Source organism: Psittacicella gerlachiana (assembly GCF_003585965.1).
GTDB classification, from domain to species: domain Bacteria; phylum Pseudomonadota; class Gammaproteobacteria; order Enterobacterales; family Psittacicellaceae; genus Psittacicella; species Psittacicella gerlachiana.
In genome coordinates this window covers 1-12,649 of record NZ_NRJF01000084.1, presented here as the reverse complement: position 1 = coordinate 12,649, position 12,649 = coordinate 1, and the positions used below count along the sequence as shown (strand labels likewise).

The 12,649-nt window shown below is 36.6% G+C and carries 8 protein-coding genes; all 8 read left to right on the top strand.

Annotated elements, in window-relative coordinates; all coding sequences use genetic code 11:
- Nucleotides 1–296 precede the first annotated feature (296 nt).
- The 8 genes from CKF59_RS03495 (at nucleotide 297) to CKF59_RS03460 (ending at nucleotide 12,108) form a co-directional block, all read left to right on the top strand.
- The gene (locus CKF59_RS03495) at nucleotides 297–1,562 is read left to right on the top strand and encodes a hypothetical protein (RefSeq protein WP_119534596.1); all 1,266 of its coding nucleotides are present in this window, start codon (nucleotides 297–299) and stop codon (nucleotides 1,560–1,562) included.
- 3 nt (nucleotides 1,563–1,565) lie between these two features.
- The gene (locus tag CKF59_RS03490) at nucleotides 1,566–3,536 is read left to right on the top strand and encodes a glycosyltransferase family 2 protein (RefSeq protein WP_119534595.1); all 1,971 of its coding nucleotides are present in this window, start codon (nucleotides 1,566–1,568) and stop codon (nucleotides 3,534–3,536) included.
- A 10-nt stretch (nucleotides 3,537–3,546) separates the two neighbouring features.
- Nucleotides 3,547–4,725 carry a nucleotide sugar dehydrogenase gene (locus tag CKF59_RS03485; RefSeq protein ID WP_119534594.1) on the top strand — a complete coding sequence of 393 codons (1,179 nt, stop codon included), beginning with the start codon at nucleotides 3,547–3,549 and terminating at the stop codon, nucleotides 4,723–4,725.
- Between the two features lie 9 nt (nucleotides 4,726–4,734).
- Nucleotides 4,735–6,264 carry a glycosyltransferase family 2 protein gene (locus tag CKF59_RS03480; protein ID WP_119534593.1) on the top strand — a complete coding sequence of 510 codons (1,530 nt, stop codon included), beginning with the start codon at nucleotides 4,735–4,737 and terminating at the stop codon, nucleotides 6,262–6,264.
- 318 nt (nucleotides 6,265–6,582) lie between these two features.
- On the top strand, nucleotides 6,583–8,715 hold the full coding sequence (locus tag CKF59_RS03475) for a capsular polysaccharide biosynthesis protein (protein ID WP_119534592.1): 2,133 nt from the start codon (nucleotides 6,583–6,585) through the stop codon (nucleotides 8,713–8,715).
- A gap of 90 nt (nucleotides 8,716–8,805) precedes the next feature.
- Nucleotides 8,806–10,065 (top strand): capsule biosynthesis protein, encoded by a 1,260-nt coding sequence (locus CKF59_RS03470; protein WP_119534591.1) that lies wholly within the window; start codon nucleotides 8,806–8,808, stop codon nucleotides 10,063–10,065.
- A gap of 243 nt (nucleotides 10,066–10,308) precedes the next feature.
- On the top strand, nucleotides 10,309–10,872 hold the full coding sequence (locus CKF59_RS03465; RefSeq protein WP_119534590.1) for a hypothetical protein: 564 nt from the start codon (nucleotides 10,309–10,311) through the stop codon (nucleotides 10,870–10,872).
- A gap of 6 nt (nucleotides 10,873–10,878) precedes the next feature.
- Nucleotides 10,879–12,108 (top strand): AI-2E family transporter, encoded by a 1,230-nt coding sequence (locus CKF59_RS03460; RefSeq protein ID WP_119534589.1) that lies wholly within the window; start codon nucleotides 10,879–10,881, stop codon nucleotides 12,106–12,108.
- The last annotated feature ends 541 nt before the right edge of the window (nucleotides 12,109–12,649 follow it).

The window sequence follows — 12,649 nt, the reverse complement described above, 5'->3', positions numbered from 1 at the left end:
GTGCTAAGTATACTAAAATATATAGTTAGATTTGAAATCTTAAATAAAAAATTTATATTTTTAGAGGGATTAGACGAGAACAGATAAATTTTGGTAATAGAACTTGCTTTATTTACCTCAATTTATCTTAATGTACCTCAATTTTACCCCTAGTATACTTAAAGCAGTAAATTGATCTTTAAAATCAGCTAAATTTAGAAGGAGTTAATCTTTTTAAATTAATACGCACAAACTAATAACTTAGAGTTTGTGATTCTTAGAAATTTTTATAATAATTTTTATAAATGGCATTATCCATGCACGAATCCTATTTTTTATTAACTATGCGTTGGGATTCATCGCAAGAGAAAGAAGTCAATGCCTTATGGTCAAGCCTAGCATGTGATTTATATTTAGCAAACCTTGAACATACCCCTTACCATTGGCAAAATGAGTTAGATCTTGCACAGGCTGAAATTAAGCTAAAAACTGAACCTAAGCTTAAGCTTATTGTTGCTTATTCCCAACCATTAAATTACTTATTAGAGCATCAGCTCACGCTTGAACAAGTGACTAACTATTTAGAAGGATGGCAAGACTTCTATACTCAAGTATTGCATTTAAAACAACAATACCTAGAAAAAGTTATCTTAATCTCAGAGCAGGCTTTACAAGAGGGAAGAGAATTAGCGGTAAACTTATTACAGGAACGTCTTGGTTTGACAAAAAGTTTGAGTAATAGTTTACAATCCTTGTCTAAGGTAAAGGCTTGGCAGATCTCTTGTGCCGATAGGTATTTGACTGCTGAATTTTTGAAGAATACTCGGGCATTAGATGAGCTGTATCAGCAATTAGAGCAACAAGCTTTACTGAGGGCGCAGGAGTTTACTAGCCAAGAGAGTTTTACCTTAGAGACTTTTTTAAGTTTAATTAAACCTGAACAGAAGATTCAAGCATTAGAAGCGACTTTAACTAAGTTACAAGAACAATGCCAAGGTTTGTTCTTAGAAAATCAAAAGCTCAAAGAAAAAGAGTATGTTTTAACTCAGCTAGAGAATCGTTATAATCAACTGGTCAAAGAAAAGCTTAAACTGGAACAGAGCTTTTTGCGTTTACAAGAAAGGTTTGCCTCTAAACTTGAGTCAAGAACATTTACCTCACAAGAGATGGAGGGAGCAAAGGCGGGAAGCTCTCCTTATGAACCTAAAACTCATTATGCTCCTCTATACTATGGAGCGGCACAAAGGGTTAAAGAGCAACTGAGCTATCGTTTAGGAGCAACAATTGTTCAAGCCAAAGGCTCTCTTTTAAAGATGCTCGTGCTTCCTTTTAGTTTATTTACGACTTATTGGGCTTATCGTCGCTACCGTAAAGCACAAGCTTTAAGGAAACTACCACCATTAGAAGCCTATCAAGATATAGCCCAAGCGCATGAGGTAATGCAACACTTATCTTATCGCTTAGGCAAAGTATTAGTTGAGGATTTACGTCAACCTTATAAATTAAAATGGCTGCTCCTTCCATGGCACTTATGTGCACAAGTACGTGAGTTTAAGCAGTATCAAAAGAATAAAAAGGCTTAGAATATGTCTTTATTTAGTCAGGCAAATGAATTATTGCGTCAAGGGCAATATCAACAAGCTTTATCTTTATATTATCAAATAGCTCTTACTTATCAAGATCTTGAATTAGTTAGCTACAATATTGAACTTTGTTGGCAACATTTAGGATTAAATCCTGAAGGGGTAAAGAGTTTAACCTTAGCTCATATTGCGATCTTAGCTCAGCGTCAACAACAAGCACCTGTTGATGCTTTAGTACATCAACAGGCTCTTGATCCACAAACCTTAGCGTTTATTGAGCAAGGAATTAATGCTCCTGAGATTTTATATACCCCCGAGCAAGTAGTTAATGTTGCTCATTTATATCAACAAGTTGCACATACTCGAGCAGCTCCTTTACCAGTACCTGGGGAATGTCCGCTAGTAAGTGTGATTATGACTTGTCATAATACGGGAGCCTATATTGAGCAAGCCTTAAACTCTCTATTATTACAGACCTACCCTAATTTAGAGATTTTGGTGATTGATGATCATAGTAGTGATAATACCTTTGCTATTGTGGAACGTATGGCTAAGGCTTATCCGCAAATTCGCCCTTTAAGATTAAATACCAATCTTGGAACCTACTATGCAAAAAACTTGGGTATTACTCAAGCTAAAGGACAAATAATCTTTTTCCATGACTCTGATGATGTATGTCATCACGAGCGTATCTCTCGTTGTGTGGCACATTTACGCGCCAATCCACAAGCTAAAGCCGTACGCTGTGCCTATGCTCGGGTAGAAACCAAGCACAATAATATTGTTAGGTTAAACAACTACGTATATAAACTAGGTTTAATTACTCTTGGCATTAAAAAAGAAGTATTTAAGGAAATAGGCTTTTTTAATTGTACGATGCGAGCTTCTGATGATGAGTTTTTTCATCGCATGGTGAAATACTATGGACGAGAGAAGATTGCAGGTTTAATGCTACCTCTATACTTTAATACTATGCGAGCTGATTCTCTGTTTACCGATATGGTAGAGTGGCATAATAGTTTTAGTATTAGCCAAGAGTTATCGCCAATGCGAGCTCGTTATATTCGAGAGTTTAAGCAGTTCCAAACGCAAACTGCTCCTAAAGACTACAAGCATTACTTTACTTTTCCACGTATTCGTGATGTCTATCCTTTAGAAGCGGGTATGAGTAAGTTAGCTAATCCTAAGTTGCCAGTATATGTAAGTATTTGTTCAATTCCTAGCCGAGAAAGACAACTAGCTAATGTAGTACAAGCACTAAGTTCACAAGTAGACTATTTTCATTTTTATTTAGATGGTTATAAGCAGATTCCAAGTTTTATTAAAGAACTAGGAGAGCGAGCACAAGTAATTCTCTGTAAGGATAAAAGTCAATCGCTCCGTGATAATGGGAAGTTTATTCTCTTAGAGCAATTATTAGCTCGAGGAGAAGATGCCTATTATTTTACTTGTGATGATGATATAGTTTATCCGCTCGATTATGTAAATACTCTTTTACACAAACTCGCACATTATCAGGATCAAGCGGTAGTGGGGGTACATGGAGTAATTATTCCAAGTAGTATCCAAAAGTATTTTTCTTCTCAACGTCTTGTATATAATTTTTATAAAGGTTTGGAGCAAGATAGGGCGGTAAACATTCTTGGTACTGGTACTCTTGCTTTTAGGGTAAGTAAGTTTAAAGAGTTTAAGCTCAGTAACTTTGCTACTCCGGGGATGGTAGATATCTACTTTGCTATTTATTGTAAAGAGCAAGGAATGTTGCAAGTTGCAGTGCAAAGATATGCTCACTGGTTAAGTGAGGATAATGGCGAGAGTCAAACTCTATTTGCCGAGTATCAATTTAATGACCACAAACAAACGCAATTAATTCAAACCCATCTACCTTGGGGTTTTACAAGTATAAAAAATTTAATTGGGGATAAAGCAGAGTTACAAGAACTCTTGCCAACATTAAATTTTTACTTAAATTAAACATAGTAGTATGACACTAAAAATTACCGTTGTTGGAGCGGGATACGTAGGTCTAGCTAATGCTTGCCTCCTCGCTCAAGAACATCAAGTAAGTTTATTAGAAATTAACCCTGAGAAGGTCGCAAAGATCTCTCAGGGTCAAGCACCAATTCAGGAAGAGGCAATTGAAGAGTTTTTACAAAAAGTACAAGCTAATTTAACTGCCACCTGTGAGCCACAACAAGCTTTAGCTCGAGCTGATTATGTGGTAATTGCCACCCCGACCAATTATGATCCAGTAACAAACTTTTTTAATACTGAATCGGTAGAATTAGCAATTGCTCAAGCTCAAGAGTTTTGTCCTCAAGCAACCATTATTATTAAATCCACTATTCCCATAGGCTTTACCCATGCCATGAAAATGCGTTACCCTCAAAGTCGTATCTATTTTTCGCCCGAGTTTTTACGTGAGGGACATGCCTTATATGATAATTTATTCCCTAGTCGGATTATTGTGGGGGGAAGAAGTGAACAAGCTGAGACTTTTGCCAAAATTCTCCAAAAGGCAAGTTGCAAGAAGGATGTAGAAATTTTACTTACCGATAATACCGAAGCTGAAGCGATTAAATTATTTGCCAATACTTATTTAGCCATGCGGGTAGCCTATTTTAATGAGATAGATACTTATGCTTCGGTATATAATTTAGATGTAAGAAAAATAATTCGGGGAGTGGGACTAGATCCAAGAATTGGTTTACATTATAATAATCCAAGCTTTGGCTATGGAGGGTATTGTTTACCTAAAGATACCAAGCAGTTGTTGGCTAATTACCAAAATATTCCACATCAAAGTTTAATCAATGCGATAGTTGAAGCTAATGATCATCGTAAAGATTTTATTGCCGAAAGTATAGTTGCTACTGGAGCTAAGGTTGTTGGGATCTATCGTTTAATTATGAAAGCGGGATCGGATAACTTTAGAGAGGCAGCGATTTTAGGGGTAATAGAACGTTTACAAAAACAAGGTGTGAAAATAATTATTTATGAGCCAGCATGTGTACAAGAGCGTTTACTTGATCTACCAGTAATAAAAGATTTCCAAAACTTTGTGCAACTAAGTGATCTGATAGTTGCTAATCGTGTTGATCAAGTGCTAAAACCCTATATAGATAAAGTTTACACTCGTGATTTGTCAGGAATTGATGTTTGATAACCAAGTATGTTTGATCATAAGCTACAAAAACTAAAGAGGATTTATACCTCACGTAATTTTTTACAAATAGATAACCTCAGCTTTCCGCGTTGTGGGTTTAAAGCTCAGGTGTACTATCTCCTTTGTTTAGCAGGAAGAGGAAAGTTACGTCAAGCCCAACTCTATGCCTCTTGGTTACAACCAAGAGTAAAAAGTAGGCGAGCTTTAGTTTGGGCTTTACCATTGCTTGCGGTAAACTTACCGCAACAGGCTTTGGCTTGGTATCAACACTACTTTGCTTGGGGACAAAAGTTAGCTCAACAAGCACAAGCAGCCTCTTGGCTTTTACCTATGGCTGGAGCTGCGAGTGCTTGTCAAAATATGAGTTTGCTCAAGCATTTTTTAGTGCAGTTAGAGCAAAGACATATTCGCTTTAGTAAAAAACAGCAAGAGAATCTATACTTTCTTGAAGCCAATTATCGCCAATGGTTAGAGCAAGCGGTGAGTCAACATCAAGAACAAGATCGTAAGGTTAAAGCAACTTTAGAGCGAGCAAGTGCAGAGCAAGGAGCAACAAAAGTTATCCCTTATGCCTATCAAGCTTTATGTCATTTGTGGCAAAAACAAGGTTTACAAACAGTGCCATTGCAAGCTCCTGAGCAAGGATTTGCTCTTGCTCGCTTAAATTCGCCACAGGTAAATACGACAAAGCAAGAGGTGCAATCGCAGTTAAGTAGACACGAACCTTTAGTGAGTGTAATTGTTACTTGTTATAATGCTCAGGATACCTTAACTACTGCTGTAAATTCTTTACGTCAACAAACTTACCAAAATCTTGAAATTATTGTAGTTGATGATGCGAGTGAACAGGATCTTGCCTCAGTGATAACTCCGCTTTGTAAGGCTGATCCTCGTGTCAAATATTTGCGCTTACCAGCAAATATTGGAACCTATGGAGCCAAGAATCTAGCTTTAGAGATTGCGCAAGGAGAGTTCATAGCGACTCATGATGCCGATGACTGGGCTCATCCTCAAAAGATTGCATTACAAGTTGCTCCTTTACTGACTCAACCTGAGTTAATTGCCACCACTTCCAAGTGGATTAAAATTACTCAAGCGGGAATCTTTTCTGCTCGTTTAGTTTATCCGTTAATTCGCTTAAATCCTTCTTCGCCTCTATGGCGTAAACAAGCGTTACAAACTTTGGGTAGCTGGGATTGGGTAAAAACTGGAGCAGATAGTGAGTTTTTAGCTCGCCTCAAAAAAGCTTTTGGGAGTAAAGCCATTGATGAACTTGAACAAGTATTAGTAGTTGGACAAGAGTTAGAGACTTCACTTATGCATCATCCAAGTACAGGATATTCGAGTTTACAAGGGCGCGAGCAACGTTTAGCCTATTGGCAAGCTTGGCAAGAGTTCTTAAAGCAGGCTCGACCTGAACAATTATCTTATGCTCGTGATCAGCGTCCTTTTCCGATTCCTCAAGTTTTGCGTATAGATCCTCAGCATCTCGAGCAAGATTGGCAGTATATTCAAAGCCACAAGCAGAGAGATTAAGAAGCTGAGTTTATAGTTTTACTTTTGAGGACAAAGGTTTATAAGTAAGGTTTTTCCTTATCTTAGGATGAGATTACAAGAGAGTGAGATTATAAGTAGGGGACAAAAAATTAACAGCATAAGTTTTGCTATAATAAGGAAGCTATCTTTTTTGAAGATAGCTTTATTCACGTTATAAGCGTAGTATAAACATTATAATGTTTTTACTATGTTTCTATCTTCTTTGCAGAAGATAAGGGATTTCTCGATTTTGCAAGTTTTATTCTAGATCCAAATTGTTTAGAATAAAATTTTATCGCCAACAATAAAAATAGTTTTATGACAGCAATAGCGTATAGTTTCTCACGTAAACTTATGCAGGTAAAGAACTTCTTTCCGCAATTAGAGTTTCGTTATACCCGAGGAACTAAGATAGAGTCTCAAGCAAAAATTGAGCTGTTTGCCCAAACAGCTACGGACTTTACTCCCGCAGTTGAGCCTATTTCTTTAACCCCAACTTTAGTGGTGGGGTGGGGGTATCGTCCGACTACAGTAAAAGCTCGAGCTTTAGCTCAGCAAGCCCAAGTGAGTTATTTAGCTCTTGAAGATGGCTTTATTCGTTCTCCAGGCTTAGGCGTGGATAACAGTCCTGCTTTTTCGGTAGTTTATGATCATTTAGGCATTTACTATGATTTAACTAAGCCGTCGCGCTTGGAAGAATTGATTTTTACTCCGGCTCAACCGCAAGAGTTAGAGCAAGCTTCTCAAGTCAAAGAGTTTATTTTAGCTCATAGCTTATCTAAATATAATCATGCACCTGACTTTAGCCTTGCTCAGGCACAAGCTCTAGGCTATACCTCTGAGGGTGAAGTTGTTTTAGTGGTAGATCAAACCTACCAAGATATGGCGGTAGTCTATGGGCAAGCTGAGGCGCAGACGTTTAGTCACATGCTCGAACAAGCTCTTGCCGAAAACCCGCAAGCTCAAATTTGGGTAAAAACTCATCCTGATGTACTCACAGGAAAGAAAAAAGGTTATTTTGCTCCTCAAGATTCTCGAGTAACTTTCGTTACAGACGATTGTAATCCACAATCTTTGCTTAAGTATGTAAATAAAGTCTATGTAGTCACTTCACAACTGGGCTTTGAAGCCCTACTTGCAGGTAAAGAAGTAGTAACCTTTGGGGCTTGTTGGTATGCAGGTTGGGGCTTAACTCGAGATATGCATCCATTTATTGCTCAGTTACAAGCCCAAGGGCGCAGAGTTAATAAATCTTTACTCGAGTTAGTTTTAGCTGCTTATTTACGTTATCCTCTCTATCTTGATCCCGCAACAGGTAAGCCTGGAAATATTTGGCAGGTATTAACTTATTTAGCTCAGCAAAAAAGTTACCAGCAAGTAGTGGCAGGGCAAGTCTATGCTCTCGATATGTCATTTTGGAAACGTATGGTAGTAAAACCTTTTTTACCAAGCACAGTAAAGTTTACTACCACTGAAAAACTAAGCAAATATCCAGAAAAACTGGCACAGAGTAAACTTATTATTTGGGGGCAAGGCAAGACTAAACAGTTAGCCTTATCTCAAAAGTATGAGCTTCCGGTGATTCGGTTAGAAGATGGGTTTATGCGTTCGGTAGGCTTAGGTTCAAATTTAGTTGCTCCGGTGTCTTTAGTAGTGGATGGACAAGGAATTTATTTTAATAGTCAAGAGGCAAGTGCTTTAGAGCAAATTTGCCAAGAGTATACCTTTGCTCCTTATGAACTTGCTCAAGCCCAAAAACTTCAACAATTACTTATTAACAAAAAAATAGGTAAATATAATGTGGGAGCTAGTGAACTAGCGTTAAATTTACCTTCAGATAAAACTTTAATTCTTGTCCCTGGACAAGTAGAAGATGATGCTTCGCTTGCTTATGGTTCAGCTCAAATTAAATCGAATCTGCAATTATTGCAAGAGGTAAGAAAACGTAATCCACAAGCCTATATTATTTATAAACCGCATCCGGATGTAGTAAGTAAAAATCGTCTTGGAGAGCATGACTTAGAGCAAGTATTGCGTTATGCTGATGTACAAATCGAGCAAGCGAATATTCTTGATTGTATTATGCTTGTAGATCAAGTCCATACCATGACTTCTCTTGCCGGTTTTGAGGCATTATTACGAGGTAAACAAGTATTTTGTTATGGCTTACCATTTTATGCGGGTTGGGGCTTAACACAAGACTTATATGCTAGTCCTCGTCGTCAACGTCAATTAACCTTGGAACAGTTAATTGTTGCGAGCCTTATGGTATATCCTTTATACAAATTACCACAAAGTAAAGTTGGACAGTTTAGTCGTGCTGAGCAAGCGGTAATTTACTTAAGTGAACAAAGAGCAAAAAATCAAGCTCAAGCTGAGAAAATTAAAACCACTTGGCTCGCAAAACAATGGCGTAAATTAAAACAATTGTATCAGGTATGGCTAGGTTAAGCCCTTGAAAAATAAAAATTTAACGCTATAACCTATTGAATTGAAATTACTTATTTTAGATTTCAACCTTTAGTTGGAATCAGAGGTACTATGACAACGCGCAATCTGAGATCTTTGATCGAAAAAGGTGACCGTTTTTTGTTATTGCAAGGTCCAATTGGGGATTTTTTTGCAAAACTAAGTTTGTGGTTACAAGCTCAAGGGAAAGAGGTTACCAAGATAAACTTAAATGGTGGGGATGAGTTTTTTTATCCGAGCAATAAGTTTACCTCAACCTATGCTTACCATGATCAGTTATCTAGTTTTAAAGAATATTTACAGTATGTAATCAAAAAAGAACGCATAGATACCTTAGTTTGTTTTGGTGATTGTCGAATCTATCACCAAATTGCTAAGGAGATAGCCCAAACCCTAAACTTACGCTTTTGGGTCTTTGAAGAAGGTTACTATCGTCCTTTTTATATTACGCTCGAAGAATATGGGGTAAATGCTTATTCACATTTACCAAGAGAGGCTGAGTTCTATCTTGAACAAAGTGCTAATCTTAGCGAAAAACCTGAGGTGCAAGTACCTCCTGCAGGATTTTTCTACATGGCAAAAGTAGCAATTATTTACTACTTTTTCCTTTGGTGGCAAGCAAGCGAATTTAAATATTATCAGCACCATCGTTCTACCAGTTTACTTTTTTATGCTTTAAGTTGGCTCAAAGCTGGGTTTAGGTATTGGAGCAGTTATCTTCCTGAGAAATTTATTATTCGCAAGGTAGAAAATCGTGAGTACGGCAAGTTTTATATTTTTCCTTTACAAGTAGCAATTGATAGTCAAATCAAAGTGCATAGTAAAGAGAGAAGTGTGGCTGCTTATCTTGGTAAAGTTTTGGTCTCTTTTGCTCAACATGCTCCAAAAGATGTGAAGTTAATTGTTAAACATCACCCTATGGATCGTGGCTTTACTAATTATAAAGCCCTAATTAAGCAGTATCTCAAAGAGTATCCGCAATTAAGAGGCAGAGTCCGTTATATCCAAAACATACCTTTACCAATCTTAATGCGTAAAGCTCAAGGGGTAGTAGTCGTAAACTCAACTTCTGGGTTATCTTCATTAATTCATAATCTGCCAACTTACACTCTTGGCGATTGTGCTTATGACTTTGCCCGTTTAACGCATCAAGGGAGTTTAGAGAGTTTTTGGCGTCAGCCTCAAGCCCCTGAACCGCAAGTAGAACAAGCATATAACTTGTATCATTTATATCATACGCAAATTAACGGTAATTTTTATACTCAAGTATTTTTACCGCATCATAAGCTTGCCGAAGATTTAAATGAGTATTCTACGCCTTTAGCTCCCTAATTTAAGCAACTTATAACTTAAGTAACGAATATACTTGAGTAATTTTATAACTTAAGCAATTTGCTCCTTGAGTAAAGATAACTTAAACAAAGCTCGAGTTATTGCTCATTAAAAGTTAAGCCCATAGCCTCCTGCAAAGGAGGCTATGAGCTTAACTAAAACCACAAACTAGAGTATAATAAAACTGTGAGAATTTAAGTTAGATTTTCTTTTTTCGGTAGATTTTTTCTAAGGAGGAGCTAGATGTTAAGACGCTTATTACTAGCTACTTTAGCATTTACACCTGTATGGAGTATGGCAAATACTACCATAGAGTTAAACCCTCATACCTCGGTACAAGGCAATGGCTTTTGGACTCCTGGCAGTACCACTGTTATTACTTCGGGATTTGGGGGAACAACTACCGTTTATACCAATGGGAAAAACGGACAGCAAGTAACCACTTTTAAAAGAGCCACCAATACTCCACCCTTAAATTTTATTCGCAGTAATAATTTGTACTATAATGGTCTCTCTTATTTAGATTCCATAGATTATAGTCGCTATGTATTTAACAACTCTTATCTTGCTACTCAAGGTAATCTTCTTGACTATGACTATAGCACGAACAAAGTAAGCTATAAACCTTATGTGTTTGTGGGCACTGCAGTAGGAACTTGGCATTCTAATGTGTATGGACGCGAAAACTTTTCTACGAGTGTTATGGGAACAGGAATTACCTTACCTTTTGCGGGTGGACGTTTAGGTTTAGAAGTAAGAGTGAGTTCACCAAGTTATGACGATGATTTTTGGCGTCGTCGTTGGTAAAAAGATATGACAACAGAACAACAAAAACAACCTCAGGCTCAGGGAGCAAATGAGCCTATACCTTTGGGCATGGGACGCCCAAATCACTTATTAAATGTAACTTTATTTGTCGGTTTATGTTGCTTAATTAAGTTTTTCTTCAATGATTTTGTGAATATGCTCTTAATCTCGATAGTGTTTGCCATTATTTTGCGACCTATGATTAACTTTTTAGCACATAACCTTAAGTTTCCGTTTTTACTTTCATTATTTACTATCTTTATTGGCTTTATTTTAGTTTTATCTTTAATCGGCTTGATAGTAAGTAATACCGTAAATCAGTTTATTAGTAATTTCCAAGACATTACCCAAAGGTTGCTAGTGAGGATTACAGCTGTTCATGAATGGGCAACTCCATGGCTTGCCAAAATAGGCATTGAAGCTAACCCTGATGAAAGCTTAACTCATTTTATTACCAGCCACATTAACCCAAGCATGATTGCTGAGGTAATGAAAAAAGTTTGGTATAGTTTAACCGGATTCATGTCAGGGATGGTAATTGTGATCTTAACTTTGATCTTTATGCTCATTGATATAGATTTTTGGCAACATCGTCTGAATACGGTAATGAATAATCGTCCGCAGAGTTTACAACAAGTGTACTCTATGTTTAGTGCGGTAGCTATTTACATTAACAAGAAATTCTTAATCTCTTGTTTAACCGCAGTAACGGTATTAGTGATTTGTGCGATTTTTAAAGTACAATTTGGGGTAATGTGGGCAATCTTAACTTTTGCTTTTAACTTTATTCCTAATGTTGGGGTGTTTATTGTTTCGGCTCCAATGATTGCTCAAGCCTTTATGCTAAACTCCCTAGGAGCGGCTATAGGTTTTACTAGTGCAATTATTGTGGTTCACTTTTTAACGGGTAATATTATTGAACCAAGATATATGTCGAAACACCTTAACCTCTCAAATACGGTAGTATGGTTAAGTGTATTATTTTGGAGTATTATTCTTGGTCCAATTGGGATGTTATTAGCGATTCCCTTAACTACAACCATTAGAATTTTGCTCTCGATGAGTCCTCATTATGCTAAGCTGGCAATGATGATGGAAGGAGAGGTGATCTTAAGTAAAGCCGATCAGCAATCTCAGAAGAAAGTTGATGTGCATCGTCTCATTCGTGAACAAAGTTTAGCTCAAAAGCAAAGTAACAAGAAAAAGAAAGTTAAGAACAAGAAAACCCAAAACTAAAGATAGAAGTGATCTGCTTAAAGTTAATTTAAACTTAAAGTAAAATTTAAGGTAAAGCAGAAAAGCTAACTTAGAGGTAAGCTTATCTTAAGACTAAGGTTAATTCACGGGTATTTCTTGATGTAGTTATTTAAAGCTAATTTAAGTGTAGGAAGATCTCCTACACTTTTTTGTGTTTGTATTTTTTTGAGTAGTTTATTATTTTAGTTGGAATTTTATGCTATTTAACAGTTAAGAGAGAGCGGGAAAAGAATTTATAGAGATATTTGTGTAAGCTCTTGCAGTAAAGGTAAGAAAGTAAAAGGAAGATGTTTTGAGGTTAATAATCTTATGATTTTTAAGTGTTATTTTTAGTTTAAGAAATCTATTTTTTAAGGTAGCCTAAATTTCAAAGATTTATTATATAATAATGGTAGTCTTGTTAGTAAATAACAAAACTAATAAGAACCATTAGTTATAGGTTAAATATATGAGATTTAATATTTCAAACATTGGAAAAGTAAGATCTACTGAAATAGAGCTGAATGATCTTACAATAATT